This is a genomic window from Streptomyces sp. NPDC052496, assembly GCF_040679095.1.
GTDB lineage: Bacteria > Actinomycetota > Actinomycetes > Streptomycetales > Streptomycetaceae > Streptomyces.
This window is the reverse complement of the sequence record NZ_JBFAUH010000001.1, coordinates 674,704-696,359: the sequence shown is the minus strand read 5'-3', so window position 1 is coordinate 696,359 and position 21,656 is coordinate 674,704. Positions and strand designations below refer to the sequence as shown.

The following is a 21,656-nucleotide window of genomic DNA, read 5'->3' as shown; positions in this document are numbered from 1 at the left end:
CCGTGAGCACGTACCGTACGGCGGAGCGGAACAGCCGGGACACCGGGGAAGGGGCAGCTGGGTTGACCACGCACGCACCGCAGGCTTCGCAATCGGTGACGTTGCCGGCCTCGCTCGACGAGGCCGTGGCGGCGCTCGCCGCCATGCCCGCCGCCGTGCCCGTCGCGGGCGGTACGGACCTGATGGCCGCCGTCAACTCCGGGCTGCTGCGGCCCGCGGGACTGGTGGGCCTCGGCCGGATCAGCGAGATCCGCGGCTGGCAGTACCAGGACGGCCACGCGCTGCTCGGCGCCGGCCTGACCCTCGCGCGGATGGGCCGCCCCGACTTCGCCGCGCTCATCCCGGGCCTGGCCGCCGCCGCCCGCGCCGCCGGCCCCCCGCAGGTACGCAACGCCGGCACCCTCGGCGGCAACATCGTCACCTCCGCGCCCACCGGCGACACCCTGCCGGTGCTCGCCGCCCTCGAAGCCGACCTCGTCGTCGCCGGCCCCGGCGGCGCCCGCCGCGAGGTCCCCGTCAGTCATCTGCTGGCCGGCCGCGAGATGCTGCGCCCCGGCGAACTCGTCGGCTACGTACGGGTGCCGCTGCTGCACGCCCCGCAGACCTTCCTGAAGGCCACCGGCCGCACCGGCCCCGGACGCGCCACCGCCTCCGTCGCGCTCGTCCTGGATCCGGCCCGGCGCGGCGTGCGCTGCGCGGTCGGCGCGGTGGCCGCCATGCCGCTGCGGCCCCTGGAGGCCGAACAGTGGGTGGCCTCCATCATCGACTGGGACGGCGAACGCAAGCTGGTGCCCGAGGCGCTGGCCGCCTTCGGCGACTACGTGGCCGCCGCCTGTATCCCGGACCCGCCCCCGCCGCAGGACGGGACGGAACCGCAGACCCTGCCGCCCGCCGCACTGCACCTGCGCCGTACGGTGGCGGCCCTGGCCCGCCGAGCACTTGGGAGGGCGCTCTCGTGAGCGACGCCGACAGCCCCGACCGTCCCGACCGGCGCAACAGCCCCGAGGACACCCAGCCGCTGCGCGTGGTGCGGCCGCAGGACCGCCAGCGGTGGGAGCCGCTGCCGCAGGGCAACGAGTACGAGTCGGAGGCCACCGCCTTCGTCCAGCTCCCGGACGGCTTCACCAGCGGCCCGTACCCGGGCGGTTACGGCTACCAGGCCTACCCGGACGCGCACGGCACCGGCGCGCCGGACGGCCACGGCGCCGTGCCCGGCCCCGGCGAGCACGGCGGATACGCCGCCGACCCGCTCGCCGCGCCCGGCCACGGCTACACCCCGCCGTCCTCCTTCGCGCCGCCCACCCCGAGCGCGACGACCGACCCGGCGGCCACCGGGCAGTGGACGCTGCCGTTCGCGGACGTCCCGGCCACCGGCCTGCCCTCGCACGGGATGCCGGACGACGGCGCGCACCCCGGCGCACCGGGCGGCCACTACGGCGACGGCCAGGACGGCACGCCGCACGGGCTCTGGCCCGCCGCGAGCAGCGACGGATCCAGCGGCACCACCGGCCAGTGGGCGATCCCGACCGCCCCGGACGAGGTGCTGGAGGAGTCCGGCGAGTACCTGCTCGGCGACGACCGTACGCACCCGGCCTCCGGGTACGGCAGCGCGTACGGGCACGTCGACCAGGGACACGGCACCGACCCGGCGGCGACCGGACAGTGGCACTTCACCACCGGCCGGCACCCGGGCACCGGCCACCTGCCGTACGACCAGCAGGCCCACCGGCCCGCCGACCAGGTGACCCCCGGCTACGACCCCGGCCTCGGCGTCCCCGCGGCCGGCGACACCTCGGGCGGCGGCGCGGGCAACTGGTCCCTGCCCGCCGACGCGCTGGCCCAGTGGCCGCCGCGCTCCGAACCGGCCGACGAGCCCCGCACCGAGCCGGAGGGGCCGGCGGCACACGACGCGGTGCAGCCGGAGCGTGAACCGGAGCGGGAGTCGCACCAGGAGCCGGAGCAGGGACCGGAGTCGGAGCAGGGGATCGGCGAGGACGCCGGCCAGCCGGCCCCGGAGCCGGCGGCCGAGCCGATCGCCCTCGGTCCGGTCGCCGCCGACCGGGCGGACGCGGATGTACCGGTCGAATCGGCTGAACCGGCTGTACTGGCCGAACCGGCTGTACTGGCTGATCCGGTCGAACCGGCCGAACCGGCTGAACCGGCTGAACCGGCCGCGCACGAGGCCGGGAGGCCCGCCGCCGAGGCGCGCACGGACGAGGAGCCCGCCGCCCCTGAGGCGACCGGGCCGGAAGACGCTGCGGAGGTGGAGGGCAGGCCCACCGAGGCCACGTCGCCCGAAGCCGTGCCCGCGCCCGAAGCCGTGCCCGCGCCCGAAGCCGTGCCCGCGTCCGAGACCGTGCCGGTCCCCCAGGACGTGCCCGCCCCCGAGGCCGAAACCGGAATCGAGGCCGGTGCCCAAGCCGCCCCCGAAGCTCCGACGGACGCCCCCGCGGACGCCCCCGTGCCTGCCCCCGAGGCCGCGACCGCTCCCACCGAGCCCGCGACCGAGCCGGAGCCCGCACCCACCCCGGACTCCACCACGGCCGCCACCCCCGAAGAAGCATCCGCGGCCCCCGCCCCCACCACCCCCCACGAAGAACAGCCCCCCGAAGAAGCCCCCCACGAAGAACCCGCCCACGACGAACACCCCCACACCTCCTACGTCCTGACCGTCAACGGCACCGACCGCCCCGTCACCGACGCCTGGATCGGCGAGTCGCTGCTGTACGTGCTGCGCGAGCGCCTCGGACTCGCCGGGGCCAAGGACGGCTGTGCGCAGGGCGAGTGCGGGGCCTGTTCCGTCCAGGTCGACGGGCGGCTCGTCGCGTCCTGCCTGGTGCCGGCCGCGACCACCGCGGGCAGCGAGGTCCGTACGGTCGAGGGCCTGGCGCAGAACGGCGCGCCCTCCGACGTGCAGTGCGCGCTGGCCGACTCCGGCGCCGTACAGTGCGGCTTCTGCATCCCCGGCATGGCGATGACCGTCCACGACCTGCTGGAGGGCAACCACGCCCCCACCGAGCTGGAGACCCGGCAGGCGCTGTGCGGAAACCTGTGCCGCTGCTCCGGCTACCGGGGCGTGCTCGACGCGGTCAACGAGGTCGTACGGTCCCGCGCCGAAGCCGCCGCGGCGGCCGAGGAGGCCGCGGCCGCCGCCCCCGAGGAGCCCGGCGCCGGCACCCCCCGCATCCCCCACCAGGCGGGCCCCGCCGACCCCCAGGGCCCCGCTTCCCACGGCCACCACCCCCACGGGCCGCACCCCCACGGCCCGGGCGCTGATCCGCAGTCCGGAGGCTCCGTATGACCGGCACATCCGAGGGCGCCGGCGCCGTCACCGCGACCCCCGCCGCGGGCGTCCCCCTCCCCGCCGACCCGCCGCCGCACGGCCTCGGCGTGTCCCTGCCGTCCGCGGACGCGCCCGCCAAGACCGAGGGCGTCTTCCCGTACGCCTCCGACCTGTGGGCCGAGGGCCTGCTGTGGGCCGCGATCCTGCGCTCCCCGTACCCCAGCGCCCGCATCCGGTCCGTCGACACCAAGCCGGCCGCGGAGATGCCGGGCGTACGGGCCGTCGTCACGCACGCGGACGTGCCGGGGGACACCGGGCACGGCCGGGGCGTCCCCGACCGCCCGGTCTTCGCCCACGACGTGGTGCGCTACCACGGTGAGCCGATCGCCGCCGTCGCCGCCGACCACCCCGACACGGCCCGGTTGGCGGCCGCGGCCATCGCCGTCGAGTACGACGTCCTGGAACCGGTCACCGACCCGCAACTGGCCTTCGAGGCCGAGCCGCTGCACCCGGACGGCAACCTGATCCGGCACATCCCGCTGCACTTCGGCGACCCCGAGGTGGTGGGCGAGACCATCGTCGAGGGCCTGTACCGCATCGGCCGCCAGGACCCGGCGCCGATCGGCGCGGAGGCCGGGCTCGCGGTGCCGCGCCCGGACGGCGGCGTGGAGATCTACACCGCCTCCACCGACCCGCACACCGACCGTGACCTGGCCGCCGCCTGCTTCGGCCTGGAGCCGGAGCGGGTACGCGTCGTCGTCACCGGAGTGCCCGGTGCCACCGCGGACCGCGAGGACCCGGGTATGCAGCTCTCCCTCGGGCTGCTGGCGCTGCGTACCGGCTGCCCGGTCAAGCTGGCCGCCACCCGCGAGGAGTCCTTCCTCGGGCACGCCCACCGCCACCCCACCCTCCTGCGCTACCGCCACCACGCGGACGCCGAGGGCAAGCTGGTCAAGGTCGAGGCGCAGATCCTGATGGACGCGGGCGCGTACGCGGACACCTCCGCCGAGGCGCTGGCCGCCGCCGTGTCGTTCGCCTGCGGCCCGTACGTGGTTCCGCACGCCTTCATCGAGGGCTGGGCGGTCCGCACCAACAACCCGCCCTCCGGGCACCTGCGCGGCGAGGGCGCGATGCAGGTCTGCGCCGCGTACGAGGGCCAGATGGACAAGCTGGCCGCCAAGCTCGGCATGGACCCGGCCGACCTGCGGCTGCGCAACGTCATGGCCACCGGCGACCTGCTGCCCACCGGCCAGACCGTCACCTGCCCGGCGCCCGTCGCCGAACTGCTGCGCGCCGTCAAGGACGAGCCGCTGCCCGAACTCCCCAAGGACACCCCGGAGGAGGACTGGCTGCTGCCCGGCGGCCTGGAGGGCGCGGGCGAGCCGTCCGCGGTGCGCCGCGGCGTCGGCTACGCGCTCGGCATGGTGCACATGCTCGGCGCGGAGGGCACCGACGAGGTGTCCACCGCCACGGTCAAGGTCAGCGGCTCGGTCGCCACCGTCCTGTGCGCCGCCGTGGAGACCGGTTCGGGGTTCTCCACCCTGGCCCGCCAGATCGTCCAGGAGACCCTGGGCATCGAAGAGGTGCACGTGGCGGGCGTCGACACCGACCAGCCGTCCGCCGGCCGGGCCTGCCACAGCCGCCACACCTGGGTCTCCGGCGGCGCGGTCGAACGCGCCGCCAAGATGGTCCGCACCCAGCTCCTGCAACCCTTGGCCCACAAGTTCGGCATGTCCACCGAACTCCTCCAGATCAACGACGGCAAGATCACCTCGTACGACGGCGTGCTCAGCACCACCGTCGCCGAGGCCCTCGACGGCAAGGAACTGTGGGCCACCGCCCAGTGCCGCCCGCACCCCACCGAACCCCTCGACGAGACCGGCCAGGGCGACGCCTTCGTGGGCCTGGCCTTCTGCGCCATCCGCTGCGTCGCGGACGTCGACATCGAACTCGGCACCGTCCGCGTCGTGGAGATGTCCGTCGCCCAGGACGTCGGCCGGGTCCTCAACCCCCGCCAGCTCCGCGCCCGTATCGAGGCCGGCGTCACCCAGGGCCTCGGCGCGGCCCTGATGGAGAACCTGCGCACCACCCGCGGCCAGGTCCGCCACCCCGACCTCACCGGCTACCCGCTGCCCACCGCCCTCGACGCGCCCGACATCCGCATCGTCAAACTCGTCGAGGAACGCGACGTGGTGGCCCCCTTCGGCGCCAAACCCGCCAGCGCCGTCCCGGTCGTCACCTCCCCGGCCGCCGTGGCCTCCGCCGTCCGGGCCGCCACCGGCCGCCCCATAGGCCGCCTCCCCATCCGCCCCCAGGCGGCGGTGGCCCAGCAGCGGTAGACACCCGCACGCGCGTGAGGGCGGCCCGTACGCATACGGGCCGCCCTCACGCGCTCCGGAGGCCGTGGCGAGATTCGAACTCGCGTAACCGGATTTGCAGTCCGGTCCCTGAACCGCTCGGGCACACGGCCGTGTTGAGGCGGTGTACCGAGGTTAGGCCGGGGGCCGGGGGAGGGGCAAGGGGGCGGGCCGGGTTGCCATGAGGTGGCAATGTGGCGTTCACGGGTCCGGTTCGTGCGGGTTTTCAGTGGTGGTGTGCTGTCGCTCAGGCGGTGTGCAGGAACTGCTGCACCGTGGTCCGGAACCGGAGCGGGTCGTCGATCCAGGGGTAGTGGCCCGCTTCGGGCAGGTGGTGGGTGCGGGCGTCGGGGAAGGACTCGGCGACCAGGCCGCCCGCTCGTACGCCTGTCACCGCGTCGCGGCCGCCGGTCATGACGAGGACCGGGCACCGGACCTCGCGCAGGCCCGACAGCAGTGTCCGGCGGGCCGGTTCGTCCACGCCCTGCCAGAAGCCGGCCCGCGGCACCGGGTTCAGCTGTTCGCCCTCTGCTGCCGCGTGGGCCTGCTGGGGTGCCTCCCAGCGCCCGTACGCGAGCGGGGCCGCGGCCGGCAGGAGGCCGCGTACCTCGGTCATGTCGGAGGTCTCTGCCAGGCGCTGGACCGCCGCCGATGCCTCGGGCCACCACGGCTCGTGCGAGCGGGAGGCGAAGATCTCCGGGGCGTCGTCGGGGAGTTCTCCCTGGATGCGTGAGCCGGGGCAGACGAGGATCAGCCGGGTGAGGCGGTCCGGGTACGCGGCGGCGTACGCCTGGGCGGTCGCCGTCCCGGCGTCGTGTGCGAGGAGCGCGAAGCGTTCCAGGCCCAGGTGCGCGCGGAGTGCCTCCAGGTCCTCGGCCAGGTGCGGGAAGGCGTAGCGGGACGGGTCGGCGGCGGGCGGGGAGGCGCCGGTGCCGCGGCTGTCCGGGATCACCAGCTGCCGGTCCTCCGCCAGGCCGCCGAGGTCGTCCAGGTAGGCGGCGTTCCGTCCTGGCCCGCCCGCCAGGCAGAGCAGGGGCGGCAGGGCGGAACCGGCGGGGCCGAGGACGCGGTAGTGCAGTGCGGTGGTGTCGTAGCTGGTGAAGTACGGCATGGGGCCAGCTTGCCGTATGCGGGGAGGGGGAGCGGGGGCGGCCGCCGTGCGGGGAGGCTCAGGTCCGGCGGCCGAGAGGGGTTGTCGTTGCGCGGTGGGGCTCAGGACCGTCCGCCGGCAAGGCCTCCGTCGCGCGGCAAGGCTCGGGTCCGCCGGCCGGCAAGATCCCCGTCGCGCGGTGGGGCTGAGGACCGGCGGCGGGCAAGGCCTCCGTCGCGCGGCAGGGCTCGGGTCCGCCGGCCGGCAAGATCCCCGTCGTGCGGTGGGGCTTAGGACCGGCGGCTGACAAGATCCCCGTCCCGCGACAGGGGCGCACCGGGCCGACGCCTCTTACGCTGACCGCATGACTGCCGTGGACCCGCGCGAAGCCGCCGAAGTGCCCCTGCCCACCGGCCCGTCGGCCGCGCCGCCCGCCGAAGGCGTGCTCGGGCGTACGTACCGGGCGCTCACCCTCGGCATCATCTCCGTCGTCTCGCTCATCGCCTTCGAGGCGAGCGCGGTGAACACCGCCATGCCCGCGGTCGGCCACGCCCTGGACGGCATCGAGCTGTACGCGTTCGCGTTCTCCGCGTACTTCACGGCGAGCCTGTTCGCGATGGCGCTGTCGGGGGAGTGGTGCGACCGGGGCGGGCTGCTGGCGCCCTTGTTCACCGGGATCGCCACCTTCGGGGCGGGGCTGGTGGTCGCGGGGGCGGCGCAGGAGATGTGGCTGTTCGTGGTGGGGCGCGGGGTGCAGGGGATCGGCGGGGGGCTGGTCATCGTCGCGTTGTACGTGGTGGTGGGGCGGGCCTACCCGGAGGCGCTGCGGCCCGCCGTGCTCGCGGCGTTCTCGGCGGCCTGGGTGCTGCCGGTGATCGTCGGACCGCTCGTCGCCGGGACGGTCACCGAGCAGCTGGGCTGGCGCTGGGTCTTCCTGTCCATACCCGTCCTCGTCCTGCTGCCGCTGACGGTCATGCTGCCCGCGCTGCGCAAGCTGCCGCCCCGTGGAGGGGACGGGCGGATGGACCGGCGCCGCATCCTGCTGGCCCTGGCGGTGGCCGCGGGGGCCGGGCTCCTGCAGTACGCGGCGCAGCGGCGCGACTGGGCCGCCCTGCTGCCGGTGGCGGCCGGCCTCGCCCTCCTGGTGCCCGCCGTCGTCCGGCTGCTGCCCGCGGGCACGTTCCGGGCCGCGCGCGGGCTGCCCTCGGTCGTCCTGATCCGCGGCCTGGCGGCCGGCTCGCTGCTCGCCGCCGAGAGTTTCATCCCGCTGATGCTCGTCACCGAGCGCGGCCTGTCGACCACGCTGGCCGGGCTCTCGCTGACCGGCGGCGGTCTCACCTGGGCCCTCGGCTCGTACACCCAGAGCCGGCCGCGCCTGGAGCCGCACCGGGAACGGATCATGGGGATCGGGCTGCTGCTGATGACGGCGGCGATCCTGGCCGTGCCGCTGGTGCTGTTCGACGCGGTGCCGGTCTGGATCGTGGCGGTGGCGTGGGTGGTGGCCGGGTTCGGTATCGGGCTGAACATTTCGAGCGGGAGTGTGCTGCTGCTGAAGCTGTCCCCGCCGGAGGACGCGGGCAGCAATTCGGCCTCCCTCCAGGTGTCCGACGCGCTGGGCAACATCACGTTCGTGGGGATCAGCGGCCTGCTGTTCAGCGCCTTCGGCGGTGCCGCGGTCGACACGGGCGGCACGCCGGACGTGACCAACGCCGCATCCGGACAGCCTGCCGCCTTCGCCGCGGTCTTCGTCACCATGGCGGCGGTGGCCCTCACCGGATCCTGGGTGGCCACACGCCTGAAGCCCGCCGGCAGCGGCCTCGGGACGGTCCCGGCGGGTGGCGGGAAGACGGCACCGGTGCCCGGCCCGCGCACGCCGTCCGCTCCCGCGGAGCGTTAGGCTGACGCGGTTGCCGATCGCCGAGCCAGCCCGACGGAGACCGTGACTACCACCACCAGCGCCACCAACAACCACCACCTGTCCCCGGCCTTCCCCGGACGGGCCCCGTGGGGTACCGCGAACAAGCTGCGCGCCTGGCAGCAGTCCGCGATGGACAAGTACATCCAGACGCAGCCGCGCGACTTCCTCGCGGTCGCGACCCCCGGCGCGGGCAAGACCACCTTCGCGCTCACCCTCGCCTCCTGGCTGCTGCACCACCACGTCGTGCAGCAGGTGACCGTGGTCGCCCCCACCGAGCACCTGAAGAAGCAGTGGGCGGAGGCCGCCGCCCGGATAGGCATCAAGCTGGACCCGGAGTACAGCGCGGGTCCGCTCGGCAAGGAGTACCACGGCATCGCGATCACGTACGCGGGTGTCGGCGTACGTCCGATGCTGCACCGCAACCGCATCGAGCAGCGCAAGACGCTGGTCATCCTCGACGAGATCCACCACGCCGGTGACTCCAAGTCCTGGGGCGAGGCCTGCCTGGAGGCGTTCGAGCCGGCCACCCGGCGGCTCGCGCTGACCGGTACGCCGTTCCGCTCCGACACCAACCCGATCCCCTTCGTGACGTACGAGGAGGGCAACGACGGCATCCGGCGCAGTGCCGCCGATTACACCTACGGCTACGGCAACGCGCTCGGCGACGGCGTCGTCCGGCCGGTGATCTTCCTGTCGTACAGCGGCTCCATGCGCTGGCGCACCAAGGCCGGCGACGAGATCGCCGCGCGGCTCGGCGAGCCGATGACCAAGGACGCCGTCTCGCAGGCCTGGCGCACCGCGCTGGACCCGCGCGGCGACTGGATGCCCAAGGTCCTCAAGGCCGCCGACCAGCGGCTGACCGAGGTCCGCAAGGCGATACCGGACGCCGGCGCGCTGGTGATCGCCTCCGACCAGGAGCAGGCCCGCGCGTACGCCAAGCTGATCCGCGAGATCACCGGCGAGGGCGCGACCCTGGTGCTGTCCGACGACAGCGGCGCCTCGCAGCGCATCGACGACTTCGCGCACTCCGACGACCGGTGGATGGTCGCGGTCCGGATGGTGTCCGAGGGCGTCGACGTCCCGCGCCTGGCGGTCGGCGTGTACGCGACGACGATCTCCACCCCGCTGTTCTTCGCCCAGGCCGTGGGCCGCTTCGTACGGTCCCGCAAGCGCGGCGAGACGGCGTCCGTCTTCCTGCCCACCGTGCCCTCGCTGCTCTCCTTCGCCAACGAGATGGAGGTCGAGCGCGACCACGTCCTGGACAAGCCGAAGAAGGACGGCGAGGAGGACCCGTACGCCGAGTCCGAGAAGGAGCTGGACGAGGCCAACAAGCAGCAGGACGAGGACACCGGTGAGCAGGAGCAGTTCTCGTTCGAGGCGCTGGAGTCCGAGGCGGTCTTCGACCGGGTGCTGTACGACGGTGCCGAGTTCGGCATGCAGGCGCACGCGGGCAGCGAGGAGGAGCAGGACTACCTCGGCATCCCCGGACTGCTGGAGCCCGACCAGGTGCAGATGCTGCTCCAGAAGCGGCAGGCCCGGCAGATAGCGCACAGCAAGAAGAAGCCGGACTCCGAGGCCGACCTGCTGGAGCTGCCCGCCGAGCGGCGCCCGGTGGTCACGCACAAGGAGCTGCTGGAGCTGCGCAAGCAGCTGAACACGCTGGTCGGCGCGTACGTCCACCAGAGCGGCAAGCCGCACGGCGTGATCCACACCGAGCTGCGCCGGGTGTGCGGCGGCCCGCCGAGCGCGGAGGCCACGGCCGGGCAGCTCAACGAGCGGATCAAGAAGGTACGGGAGTGGGCCACGCGCATGAAGTGAGTCCCGCGTGACCTGAGGTGGCGGCCCGCGGTCCGGACGGTGTTCCGGGGCGCGGGCCGTCGCCGTGTGCGCCGGCGCGTGGTCGTACGCGCCCGTGCGTGCCGTACGCGCTTCCGCGTGTCCGTACACACCCGTGTTGTGCCCCAGGCCGAAAGGCCCGAGACCGCCGCCGTACGGTCACAACCTGCGGATGTTCAGGGATAAAGCGGTCACGGAAGACCGGATTCTGGACGGACTCTTCCGCTCACCGGACTGGCTCGCTACTGTCCCGGTCACGCACACGCCCCGTGGCAGCGCCGCCGCGGAGCGCAGCCGGTGCCATGCGGCCGGCGGCCTCTTTGCGCGCGCTGCCCCGGGACCGGCAGCGCACCCCGCGGACGAGCCGCCACTCACCCGAGGAGGGGGCGTCGTGACCGCGGAGACCTCCCAGACGCTCGACCGGGGACTACGCGTCCTCAAATTGCTCGCCGACACCGACCACGGCCTGACCGTCACGGAGCTGTCCACCAAGCTGGGGGTCAACCGGACCGTGGTCTACCGCCTGCTCGCCACCCTGGAGCAGCACGCCCTGGTCCGCCGCGACATCGGCGGCCGGGCCCGGGTGGGTCTCGGCGTGCTGCGCCTGGGCCGCCAGGTGCACCCGCTGGTGCGTGAGGCGGCGCTGCCCGCCCTGCGGGCCCTGGCCGAGGACCTCGGCGCCACCGCCCACCTGACGCTCGTGGACGGTACGGAAGCCCTGGCCGTGGCCGTCGTCGAGCCGTCCTGGACCGATTACCACGTCGCCTACCGCGCGGGCTTCCGGCATCCGCTGGACCGCGGCGCGGCCGGACGGGCGATCCTCAAGGCCCGCCAGGGGCGCATCGAGGACGCCGGACTGGCGCTGACGCACGGCGAGTTGGAGGCGGGCGCGAGCGGCGCGGCGGCCCCGCTGCTCGGGGTGAGCGGCATCGAGGGCAGCGTCGGGGTCGTGATGCTCGCCGACACGGTGCCCGAGCGGGTCGGGCCCCGGGTGGTCGAGGCGGCCCGCGAGGTCTCCGAAGCGCTGCGCTGAGCCGGGCCCGGCGGCGGGCGGGGCCGGGCACACCGGGGCGCACCGGCTGCCGCCCCGTGGTGAGAGGCCGCGGGCGCTGGTCATCTAGGGTGGCGGGGTGTCTTCTCGCACTCGCGCCCTCGGGATCTGCGCCGCCCTGGTCATCGCGCTCCTCGCCACGGTGGCCTTCGCGCCCCTGCCGTTCTCGGTCGCCTTCCCCGGCGACACGGCGGACGTGCTCGGCAAGCACAAGGGCAAACAGGTGATCACCATCAGCGGCGCGCCGACCCGCGGGACCAGCGGCCAGCTGCGGATGGCGGCGATCGTGGCGACCGGCCCGGACGCGCCGGTCCGGCTGCCGGACATCGTCAAGGGCTGGTTCCGTACGGACCAGGCGGTGATGCCGGTCGAGTCGGTCTACCCGGTCGGTGACACGGCGGAGAAGGCCGTGGAGCACAACCTGAAGGACATGCGCTCCTCCCAGGACGTCGCCACCCGCGCCGCCCTGAACTACCTGCACAAGAGCGACAAGGACGTCAAGGTCAAGCTGGACCTGGGCACGATCGGCGGGCCCAGCGCCGGCCTGCTGTTCTCGCTCGGCATCATCGACAAGCTCGCCGGGGACGGCCAGGGCGGCGACCTGACCGGCGGCCGGAAGATCGCCGGCACCGGCACCATCACCGAGGACGGCGAGGTCGGCGCGGTCGGCGGCGTCTCCCTGAAGACGCAGGCCGCGGGCCGGGACGGCGCCACGGTCTTCCTCGTCCCCAAGTCGGAGTGCAAGGACGCGCGGGCCGAGCTGCCGGACGGGCTGCGGCTGATCCCGGTCAGCACGCTGTCCGGCACGGTGGACGCGCTCAAGGCGCTGAAGTCCGGCGGCGAGGTCCCCAGCTGCTGAGGGGCCGGGCGGGGAGGCCGGACGGGGCGCCCGTACGGCGCGGCCGCGGCCGCGGTCCCGGCTCCCCGTCTCAGTCCCCGTCCTCGATGAACCCCTTCTCGATCATCCAGTCCTTGGCGACCGTGTGCGGGTCCTGCCCGTCCACGTCCACCTTCGCGTTCAGGCTCTGCGCGACGGCGTTGTCCAGGGCCGCGGTGACGGGCGCGAGGAGGTCCGCGATCTGCGGGTACTTCTTCATCGTCGCCGCGTTCATCTCGGGGGCCGCGTTGTAGTTCGGGAAGAAGTGCCGGTCGTCCTTGAGGGGCTTCAGGTCCATCGCCCTGATCCGGCCGTCGGTCGTGTAGACCTCGCCGAACGTGCAGGCCCGGCCCTCCGCCACCTGCGTGTAGACGACGCCGCTGGTCATCTTCTTGATGTTGCCGGCCGGGATCCGCATGCCGTACGCCTCGGCCATGCCCGGCAGGCCGTCGTTACGGGCGGAGAACTCGGCCTCCGCGCACAGCGTGACCGCGCTCGGGTCCTTGCGGGACAGCGCGGCGACGTCCGACAGCGTCTCGACGCCCAGCCGCTCGTACTGTTCCGCGTTGAGCGCCAGCGCGTAGGTGTTGTTCAGTCTGGACTGCGGCAGCCACTCCAGGCCGTTGGCCCGGTCGCCGTCGCGGACCGCCTCCCACTGCTTCTGCGGGTCGGCGATGGGCTTCTCGTGGCCGAGGTGGGTGATCCAGCCGGTGCCGGTGTACTCGAACATGCCGTCCGCCGTACCCGACTTGACCGCCTCGCGGGCGCCGATCGTGCCCTGGATGTTGGTCTTGTCGACGACCGTGGCGCCGGCCGCCTTGAAGGCCAGGCCCATGATCTGGCCCAGGATGATGTTCTCGGTGAACTCCTTGGACGTCACGGTCAGTTCGGCGCCCCTGAGCGGCTGCCCCCGGCCGATCGTGCCGGGCCGTACGGCGTCGCTCATCGGGCTGCCGCTGACCAGCCCGCAGCCGCTCAGCCCGGCCGCGGTCAGCAGCAGGCAGGTGGCGGCGGCCGGTACGGTCCGGAGTGGCCGGTGCGGCCGGTGCTCTCCTGTGGTCATCCTTCCCCCACCTCCAGCCCGCGCGGGCGCAACAGTAGTTCCACGAGCGAGGCCAGCCAGTCGACCAGCAGCGCCAGCACCACCGTCAGCACCGACCCGAGCACCAGCACCGGCATCCGCTGGGTGATGATGCCCGCCGAGATCAGGTCGCCGAGCCCGCCGCCACCGCCGAAGGTGGCCAGCGTGGCGGTGCCAACGTTCAGGACGAGCGCGTTGCGTACGCCCGCCAGGATCAGCGGTACGGCCAGCGGCAGTTCGACCTTGCCCAGCACCCCGGCCGCCGACATGCCGATACCGCGGGCGGCCTCGGTCAGCGTCGGGTCGATGGCCTTCAGGCCCGCGATGGTGTTGGCCAGGACCGGCAGCACGGCGTAGCTGACCATGCCGATGACGGCCGCTTCGGGACCGATGCCGATCCAGATGACCAGCAGCACCAGCAGGCCCAGCGCGGGCACCGCCTGCCCGAGGTTGGCCACCGCCACCGCGAGCGGCGCGGCCCGCCGCAGCCTGGCGCGGGTCAGCGCGATGCCCAGCGGCAGCGCGATGATCAGTACGAAGAAGGTCGACACGGCGGTCAGCTGGAGGTGCTGGCGCAGCGCGAGCCAGATCTTGCCGCCGTCCACCGCCTGGTGCGCGATCGAGTCCAGGTGGGCGCCGCGGAACCACAGCCAGGTGGCGAGCAGCACCGCCGCCAGTACGGCGGGCAGGGTGGCCGCCCTCTTCCACGTGATCCGGCGCGGCGGCCGGGTGGCGGGCCCGGCGGGCGCGGCGGGCGCCGGCTCGACCGCCGACAACGGCCCGCGCTCCCCGGCCGCCGCCTCGTCGCGGAACGGCACACCGCGTACCTCGTGCTCGCCCGGCGGCCGCTCGCCCTTCGGCGGCCGGCGCCTGTCCCGGGGGCTCACGCCTTGACCCCGTACGCGCCGCCCGCCGGATCCACGCCCTCCTGGGGCAGCCGTGTCTGCCGGGCGCGCTGCTCCTCCAGCGCGTGCCGGTGCTCGACGGCCTCCAGCCGGTCCTCCTCCAGCAGTTCGTGGACGTTGTTCATCAGCGTCTCCATGTCGACCACGCCGATGTACTCGCCGCGCCGCCCGGTGACCGCGACCCGGCCCGCGTTGTCGGTGAGCACCGCCTCCAGCGCGTCGCGCAGCGTCGCGTCGCGGGTGACCGTGTCGTGCACCAGCGTGCCCGCGCGGGCCAGCGAGCCCTTGGCGCGCATCAGGTCGCCGCGCCGCAGCCACTTGTACGGGCGCCGGTGCCGGTCCAGCAGCAGGATCTCGTTGGTGGCGCCGGAGCGCAGCAGGTCGAAGATGGACTGCAGGGGGTCGTCGATGGACGCGGTGGGGAAGTCGACGACGCCGACGTCGCGTACGCGGGTGAGGTTGAGACGCTTGAGGGCCGCGCCCGCGCCGACGAAGCCGGAGACGAAGTCGTCGGCGGGATTGGTGAGGATCGCCTCCGGGGTGTCGAACTGCGCGATGTGCGAGCGCTCGCGCAGCACCGCGATCCGGTCGCCCAGCTTGATCGCCTCGTCGAAGTCGTGGGTGACGAAGACGATCGTCTTGCGCAGTTCGTGCTGGAGCCGGATCAGCTCGTCCTGGAGGTGGTCGCGGGTGATCGGGTCGACCGCGCCGAACGGTTCGTCCATGAGCAGGACGGGCGGGTCGGCGGCCAGCGCCCGCGCCACGCCGACCCGCTGCTGCTGCCCGCCGGACAGCTGCCGCGGATAGCGGCCGTGGAACTCGCGCGGGTCCAGGCCGACCAGGTCGAGCATCTCCTCGACGCGGCTGCTCACTCTCGCCTTCGGCCAGCCGATCATCCTCGGGACGAGCGCGACGTTCTGGGCGACGGTCATGTGCGGGAAGAGGCCGGACGACTGGATCGCGTAACCGACCTTGCGGCGCAGCCGCACCGGGTCGATGCCGGTGACGTCCTCGTCGCCGATCATGATGCGCCCCGAGGTGGGCTCGATCAGCCGGTTGATCATCTTCAGGGTGGTGGACTTGCCGCACCCCGAGGGGCCGACGAGGATCACCGTCTCGCCGGGCTTGATGTCCATGCTCACGTTGTCGACCGCGGGCGCGGGGCTGCCCGGGTAGAGCTTGCTCAGGTTCTCCAGCGCGATGCCGGCGCCGGAGGCGGTGGTGTCAGGCACGGATCCCCCTGGAGATGGTCAGCCGTCCGAGGACGAGGTACGCGGCGTCGAAGAGCAGGGCGAGGACGACGATCCCGAGCGTCCCGGACAGCACCTGGTTGAGCGCGTTGGCGCTGCCCAGGGAGGAGATGCCGCGGAAGATCTCGTTGCCCAGGCCGGGCCCGGAGGCGTACGCGGCGATGGCCGCGATGCCCATCAGCATCTGGGTGGAGACCCGGATGCCGGTCAGGATCGGCGGCCAGGCCAGCGGCAGTTCCACCCGCAGCAGCCGCGCCGCGCGGGACATTCCTATGCCCTTGGCGGCGTCGATCAGCGCGGGATCGACGCCGCGCAGGCCGACGACGGCGTTGCGGACCACCGGCAGCAGCCCGTACAGGGTCAGGGCGATGACGGTGGGCGCCACCCCCAGACCGACGATCGGGACGAGCAGGCCGATCAGGGCCAGCGAGGGCACCGTCAGGATGGTCGCGGTGGTGGCGGTGGCCAGGTTCCCGGCCCATTCACTGCGGTACGTGGCGACGCCGAGCAGCACTCCGAGCACGGTGGCGAGCACCATGCACTGGAAGACGGCGCTGGCGTGCTGAAACGTGTCCGTCAGCAGCTGGGTGTGCCGGTTGCCGACGTACTCCCAGAAGCTCACACGCGCTCTCCTCGGTCAGTCCCCCGCGGCTTGTTTCACCAGGGGGATGATGCGCAATGGAACGGGATTTTCCATGACGATGGCGGTGGAAGCCCGCATGATGCCATCGAACCCCACAACACGGTCGATCACCCGCTGCAGATCGGCGTTGGAACGGGCAACGAGTCTGCACAGCATGTCCCCATGTCCCGTCGTTGTATGCAGCTCCAGCACTTCGGGTACGGACGCCAAGTGCGCCCGGACATCGGCCCCTTGACCCTGTTTGATCTCCAGTGTCGCGAACGCGGTGACCGGGTAGCCCAGCGCCGCGGGATCCACGTCGGGCCCGAATCCCCGGATCACTCCGTTCGACTGAAGCCGGTCCAGGCGCGCCTGCGCCGTACCGCGCGCCACCCCGAGCCGGCGCGACGCTTCCAGGACGCCGATGCGCGGTTCCTCGGCGAGCAGCTCCAGGAGCCTGCCGTCCAAATGATCGATCGCCACGGCCGTTGCCTCCGAAATTGATGGTCATCATGTACGAATCGTCCGGTGAATCAGCCGATTCGCTGTACAGACTGCCCAGTGAATGCACAAACTATTGCGCACCTTGTGGGTCGCGGGCAGCCTGCGGGCATGACACAGACCACGGACCACACCACCCCCACCAGTGCGCGGCAGGCCGATCCCTTCCCGGTCAAGGGGATGGACGCGGTCGTCTTCGCCGTCGGCAACGCCAAGCAGGCGGCGCACTACTACGCCACCGCCTTCGGCATGAAGCGCGTCGCCTACTCCGGCCCGGAGAACGGCAGCCGCGAGACCGCCAGTTACGTGCTGGAATCCGGCGGCGCCCGTTTCGTGTTCACCTCCGTCATCAAGCCGACGACCGACTGGGGCCGCTTCCTGGCCGACCACGTCGCCGCCCACGGTGACGGCGTCATCGACCTCGCCATAGAGGTGCCGGACGCACGCGCCGCCTACGCGTACGCCCTGGAGCACGGCGCCACCGGCATCGAGGAGCCGTACGAGACCAAGGACGAGCACGGCGTCGTCGTCCGCGCCTCCATCGCCACGTACGGCAAGACCCGGCACACCCTGGTCGAGCGCACCGATTACGACGGCCCCTACCTGCCCGGCTACGTCGCCGCCGACCCCATCGTCGAGCCCGGCAAGCGCCGCTTCCAGGCCATCGACCACTGCGTCGGCAACGTCGAGCTCGGCAAGATGGACGAGTGGGTGTCCTTCTACAACAACGTCATGGGCTTCACGAACATGAAGGAGTTCGTCGGCTCGGACATCGCCACCGAGTACAGCGCCCTGATGTCCAAGGTGGTCGCGGACGGCACCCGCAAGGTGAAGTTCCCGCTCAACGAGCCGGCCATCGCCAAGAAGAAGTCCCAGATCGACGAGTACCTGGAGTTCTACGGCGGGCCCGGCTGCCAGCACATCGCCCTGGCCACCAACGACATCGTCGCGAGCGTACGGGCGATGCGCGCGGCGGGCGTCGAGTTCCTGGACACCCCGGACTCGTACTACGACACCCTCGGCGAGTGGGCGGGCGAGACCCGCGTCCCGGTCGAGACGCTGCGCGAGCTGAAGATCCTCGTCGACCGCGACGAGGACGGCTACCTGTTGCAGATCTTCACCAAGCCGGTGCAGGACCGCCCCACCGTCTTCTTCGAACTGATCGAGCGGCACGGCTCGCTGGGCTTCGGCAAGGGCAACTTCAAGGCCCTCTTCGAGGCCATCGAGCGCGAGCAGGAACGCCGCGGCAACCTCTGACACCCGGCCACCGCCCGGGTGTCCTCCGGACGCCACCCCCCACCCCCACGGCCCCGCCGGACCCTGACCCGGCGGGGCCGTGGCCCTTCCCGCCGGGGAGCGGCGCTCCCGCACCCGGGACCGCCGCCCGGGTGCGGGAGAGGAACCTCGGCTGCGGGGGAGGGAGCCCCCGACCGCGGGAGAGGATCTTCCGTGTACGGCCCACGGATGGGAGGCTGGCGGCATGGACCTCATCGCACGCCTGCGCGACGGACTCCCCGCGGAAGCGATCCTCACCGACCCCGATGTCACCGGCGCCTACGCCCACGACATGGCGAGCTTCTGCGAGGCCGGCACGCCGGCCGCCGTCGTCCTGCCGCGCACGGTCGAAGAGGTCCAGCACGTCCTGCGCACCGCCACCGCGCTGCGCGTCCCGGTCGTCCCCCAGGGCGCCCGCACCGGCCTGTCGGGCGCCGCCAACGCCTCCGACGGCTGCATCGTCCTCTCCCTGGTCAAGATGGACCGGATCATCGAGATCAACCCCGTCGACCGGATCGCGGTGGTCGAACCCGGCGTCGTCAACGCGGTGCTCTCCCGCGCGGTCAACGAGCACGGCCTGTACTACCCGCCGGACCCCTCCAGCTGGGAGGAGTGCTCCATCGGCGGCAACATCGGCACCGCCTCCGGCGGCCTGTGCTGCGTCAAGTACGGCGTCACCGCCGAGTACGTCCTCGGCCTGGACGTCGTCCTCGCCGACGGACGGCTGCTCAAGACCGGCCGCCGCACCGCCAAGGGCGTCGCAGGCTACGACCTCACCCGCCTCTTCGTCGGCTCCGAAGGCAGCCTCGGCGTCGTCGTACGCGCCGTCCTGGCCCTCAAGCCCGAACCGCCCCAGCAGCTCGCGCTCGCCGCCGAGTTCCCCTCCACCGCCGCCGCGTGCGACGCCGTCTGCGAGATCATGGCGCGCGGCCACGCCCCCTCACTGCTCGAACTCATGGACCGTACGAGCATCCGCGCCGTCAACGCGATGGCGAACATGGGCCTGCCCGACAGCACCGAGGCGCTCCTCCTGGCCGCCTTCGACACCCCGGAACCGGCCGCCGACCTCGCCGCCGTCGGCGACCTGTGCAAGGCCGCCGGCGCCACCGAGGTCGTACCGGCCGACACCCCGGCCGAGTCCGACCTCCTGCTCCAGGCGCGGCGGCTGACCCTGACCGCCCTGGAACGCGTCAAGTCCGCCACGATGATCGACGACGTGTGCGTACCGCGCTCGCAGCTCGCCGCGATGATCGACGGCACCGCCGCCATCGCCGCCACGTACGACCTGACCATCGGCGTCTGCGCGCACGCGGGCGACGGCAACACCCACCCCACCGTCTGCTTCGACGCGCACGACCCCGACGAGTCCCGGCGCGCCCGCGAGTCCTTCGACGAGATCATGGCCCTCGGCCTGGAACTGGGCGGCACCATCACCGGCGAACACGGCGTCGGCGTCCTGAAGAAGGAGTGGCTGGCCCGCGAGCTGGGCCCGGTCGGCCTGGAGATGCACCGCGGCATCAAGGCCGTCTTCGACCCGCTGGGGCTGCTCAACCCTGGGAAGGTGTTCTGAGCGGGACCGCCGCGGTTCGGCGTGGTGAGCTGCACCTTCTAGGGTTCGGTCCATGAACTCCGACCTCTGGACCATCATCGGCGCGGCGGCCGTCGTCATCGTCGTCCTCGCCTCCACCATGGACGCCCGCCACAAGACGCTCGAACGCCGCCTGCGGCGCATGGACCGCAAGCTGGACCTGATCATGGAACACCTCGGCATCGAGGAGACCGGCCCCGAAGGCATGGCCGAGATCGACGCCCTGCTGCACAAGGGCAAGAAGATCGAGGCGATCAAGCGCTACCGCGAACTGACCGGTGCGGACCTGGTGGAGGCCAAGGAAGCGGTGGAACGCCGGGAAGGGTGAGAGCCGGTGTCCCCGCCGCCCGGCGAAAGCCCCGATACAGGTGGCCGAGCCGGGCCCCCGGGACCAGGATGGACCCATTGCCCGACGCCGACGCAGGGAGCGATGAGCGATGCCAGCGACCACAGGGGCCGAAGAGGCCGCGGGCCAGGACACGTACGACGTCGTCGTGCTGGGCGCCGGGCCGACCGGCGAGAACGTGGCCGACCGGGCGCACGCCCTCGGCCTGAGCGCGGTGATCGTGGAGAGCGAACTGGTCGGCGGCGAGTGCTCGTACTGGGCCTGCATGCCCAGCAAGGCACTGCTGCGCCCGGTCACCGCCCGCGCCGAAGCGCGCCGCGTCCCCGGCCTGCGCCAGACGGCGTCCGCCCCGCTGGACACCAAGGCGGTGCTCGCCCACCGCGACGCGTTCGCGTCGCACTGGAAGGACGACGGCCAGGTCCGGTGGCTGGACTCGGCCGGCATCGACTTCGTACGCGGCCGGGCCCGCCTCGACGGCCCCCGGCGGGTCGTGGTCGCCACCGACGGCGGGGGCGAGCGCGCCCTGACCGCCCGGCACGCCGTCGCCGTCTGCACCGGCAGCCGCGCCGTACTCCCGGACCTCCCCGGACTGGCCGCCGCCCGCCCCTGGACCAGCCGCGAGGCGACCAGCGCGCAGTCCGTACCGGCACGCCTGGTGGTGGTCGGCGGCGGAGTCGTCGGCGTCGAAATGGCCACCGCCTGGCAGGCCCTGGGCTCCCGGGTCACCCTCCTGGTGCGCGGCGGCGGGCTGCTGCCCAGGATGGAGCCGTTCGCGGGTGAACTGGTCGCCGAATCCCTGGCCGCGGCGGGCGCCACCGTACGCACCGGCGCCTCGGTGAGCGCGGTGCGCCGGGAGATGCCCAACGGACCCGCCACCGTCGTGCTCGACAACGGTGCGGAGATCGTCGCCGACGAGGTCCTCTTCGCCACCGGACGCGCGCCGCGCACCGACGACATCGGCCTGGAGACGGTCGGCCTGGAACCCGGCTCCTGGCTGGAGACCGACGACACCTGCCGGGTAAGGGACGTGGCAGGCGGCTGGCTGTACGCCGTCGGCGACGTCAACCACCGCGCGCTGCTGACCCACCAGGGCAAGTACCAGGCCCGTATCGTCGGCGCCGCCATCGCCGCACAGGCCCAGGGCGGCACCGGCCTGGACACCGGCCGCTGGGGCGCGCACGCCGCGACCGCCGACACCGCCGCGGTGCCCCAGGTCGTCTTCACCGACCCCGAGGCCGCCTCCGTCGGCCTGACCGCCGCCGACGCCGAACGCGCCGGCCACCGCACCCGCGTCGTCGACTTCGACCTCGGCTCGGTCGCCGGCGCCTCCCTGTACGCCGACGGCTACCGCGGGCGCGCCCGCATGATCGTCGACCTGGACCGCGAAATCCTCCTCGGCGTCACCTTCGTCGGCCCGGCCGTCGGCGAACTCCTCCACTCGGCCACCGTCGCGGTGGCCGGCGAAGTCCCCCTCGCCCGCCTGTGGCACGCGGTGCCCGCCTATCCGACGATCAGCGAGGTGTGGCTTCGGCTGCTGGAGACGTACCGGGGCTGAGGACGCCGGACCGAGGACGCCGGACCGAGGACTTCGGTCCGGGCGCGGCCGGACCGGCGGCGTAGGCCGCAATCCCGATACCCGCGCGCGGTGTGCCGCCGTACGGTCAGCAGTGCCAGGG

At 73.3% G+C, this 21,656-nt stretch carries 17 protein-coding genes and 1 tRNA gene; 11 read left to right on the top strand and 7 right to left on the bottom strand.

Translation table 11 applies throughout. The features are described 5' to 3' along the window. Nucleotides 1-62 precede the first annotated feature (62 nt). Genes AB0L45_RS03095 through AB0L45_RS03085 form a run of 3 tightly spaced genes read left to right on the top strand, consistent with a single transcriptional unit; the run spans nt 63 to nt 5,622 of the window. Nucleotides 63-959 carry an FAD binding domain-containing protein gene (locus AB0L45_RS03095; RefSeq protein ID WP_365835450.1) on the top strand — a complete coding sequence of 299 codons (897 nt, stop codon included), beginning with the start codon at nt 63-65 and terminating at the stop codon, nt 957-959. Beyond that, nucleotides 956-3,301: a 2Fe-2S iron-sulfur cluster-binding protein gene (locus AB0L45_RS03090; RefSeq protein WP_365835447.1), complete on the top strand. Its 2,346-nt coding sequence runs from the start codon at nt 956-958 to the stop codon at nt 3,299-3,301. The genes AB0L45_RS03095 and AB0L45_RS03090 overlap by 4 nt, the downstream gene beginning before the upstream one ends. Then, nucleotides 3,298-5,622: a xanthine dehydrogenase family protein molybdopterin-binding subunit gene (locus AB0L45_RS03085; RefSeq protein ID WP_365835445.1), complete on the top strand. Its 2,325-nt coding sequence runs from the start codon at nt 3,298-3,300 to the stop codon at nt 5,620-5,622. Before AB0L45_RS03090 ends, AB0L45_RS03085 begins: the two co-directional genes overlap by 4 nt. 59 nt (nt 5,623-5,681) lie before the next feature. Here the strand turns inward: AB0L45_RS03085 and AB0L45_RS03080 are convergent. Next, nucleotides 5,682-5,753 (bottom strand) — tRNA-Cys (locus AB0L45_RS03080). 134 nt (nt 5,754-5,887) lie between these two features. Continuing rightward, on the bottom strand, nt 5,888-6,751 hold the full coding sequence (locus AB0L45_RS03075; protein WP_365835443.1) for an alpha/beta hydrolase: 864 nt from the start codon (nt 6,749-6,751) through the stop codon (nt 5,888-5,890). Between the two features lie 343 nt (nt 6,752-7,094). Between AB0L45_RS03075 and AB0L45_RS03070 the strand changes: the two genes are divergently transcribed. From AB0L45_RS03070 to AB0L45_RS03055, 4 genes are all read left to right on the top strand, one after another. Further along, the gene (locus AB0L45_RS03070; RefSeq protein WP_365835441.1) at nt 7,095-8,627 is read left to right on the top strand and encodes an MFS transporter; all 1,533 of its coding nucleotides are present in this window, start codon (nt 7,095-7,097) and stop codon (nt 8,625-8,627) included. 42 nt (nt 8,628-8,669) lie between these two features. Beyond that, nucleotides 8,670-10,466, top strand: a complete 1,797-nt coding sequence (locus AB0L45_RS03065) for a DEAD/DEAH box helicase (protein ID WP_365835439.1) — start codon at nt 8,670-8,672, stop codon at nt 10,464-10,466. A 409-nt stretch (nt 10,467-10,875) separates the two neighbouring features. Next, on the top strand, nt 10,876-11,517 hold the full coding sequence (locus AB0L45_RS03060) for a helix-turn-helix domain-containing protein (protein WP_365835437.1): 642 nt from the start codon (nt 10,876-10,878) through the stop codon (nt 11,515-11,517). 97 nt (nt 11,518-11,614) lie between these two features. Continuing rightward, nucleotides 11,615-12,394, top strand: coding sequence for a S16 family serine protease (locus AB0L45_RS03055; RefSeq protein WP_365835435.1), 780 nt, complete (start codon nt 11,615-11,617; stop codon nt 12,392-12,394). Between the two features lie 70 nt (nt 12,395-12,464). Here the strand turns inward: AB0L45_RS03055 and AB0L45_RS03050 are convergent, their stop codons facing one another. From AB0L45_RS03050 to AB0L45_RS03030, 5 genes are all read right to left on the bottom strand, one after another. After that, nucleotides 12,465-13,358 (bottom strand): glycine betaine ABC transporter substrate-binding protein, encoded by an 894-nt coding sequence (locus AB0L45_RS03050; protein WP_365835648.1) that lies wholly within the window; start codon nt 13,356-13,358, stop codon nt 12,465-12,467. A gap of 113 nt (nt 13,359-13,471) precedes the next feature. Further along, complete coding sequence (locus AB0L45_RS03045) at nt 13,472-14,380, bottom strand: ABC transporter permease (RefSeq protein WP_365835433.1); 909 nt, start codon at nt 14,378-14,380, stop codon at nt 13,472-13,474. Next, nucleotides 14,377-15,630 carry a betaine/proline/choline family ABC transporter ATP-binding protein gene (locus AB0L45_RS03040; protein ID WP_365835431.1) on the bottom strand — a complete coding sequence of 418 codons (1,254 nt, stop codon included), beginning with the start codon at nt 15,628-15,630 and terminating at the stop codon, nt 14,377-14,379. The genes AB0L45_RS03045 and AB0L45_RS03040 overlap by 4 nt, the downstream gene beginning before the upstream one ends. Beyond that, complete coding sequence (locus AB0L45_RS03035) at nt 15,623-16,270, bottom strand: ABC transporter permease (protein ID WP_365835429.1); 648 nt, start codon at nt 16,268-16,270, stop codon at nt 15,623-15,625. Before AB0L45_RS03035 ends, AB0L45_RS03040 begins: the two co-directional genes overlap by 8 nt. A 15-nt stretch (nt 16,271-16,285) precedes the next feature. After that, a complete protein-coding gene (locus AB0L45_RS03030) occupies nt 16,286-16,753 on the bottom strand; it encodes an Lrp/AsnC family transcriptional regulator (RefSeq protein ID WP_031007388.1) in 468 nt (155 codons plus the stop codon). 129 nt (nt 16,754-16,882) lie between these two features. Between AB0L45_RS03030 and hppD the strand changes: the two genes are divergently transcribed. From hppD to AB0L45_RS03010, 4 genes are all read left to right on the top strand, one after another. Then, nucleotides 16,883-18,028, top strand: coding sequence for a 4-hydroxyphenylpyruvate dioxygenase (gene hppD / locus AB0L45_RS03025; protein ID WP_365835427.1), 1,146 nt, complete (start codon nt 16,883-16,885; stop codon nt 18,026-18,028). A 223-nt stretch (nt 18,029-18,251) separates the two neighbouring features. Next, nucleotides 18,252-19,616, top strand: coding sequence for an FAD-linked oxidase C-terminal domain-containing protein (locus AB0L45_RS03020; protein WP_365835425.1), 1,365 nt, complete (start codon nt 18,252-18,254; stop codon nt 19,614-19,616). 52 nt (nt 19,617-19,668) lie between these two features. Beyond that, nucleotides 19,669-19,962 (top strand): hypothetical protein, encoded by a 294-nt coding sequence (locus AB0L45_RS03015; protein WP_365835423.1) that lies wholly within the window; start codon nt 19,669-19,671, stop codon nt 19,960-19,962. A gap of 109 nt (nt 19,963-20,071) precedes the next feature. Beyond that, entirely contained in the window at nt 20,072-21,535 is a 1,464-nt protein-coding gene (locus AB0L45_RS03010; RefSeq protein WP_365835421.1) for an NAD(P)/FAD-dependent oxidoreductase, read from the top strand. Nucleotides 21,536-21,656: the final 121 nt, after the last annotated feature.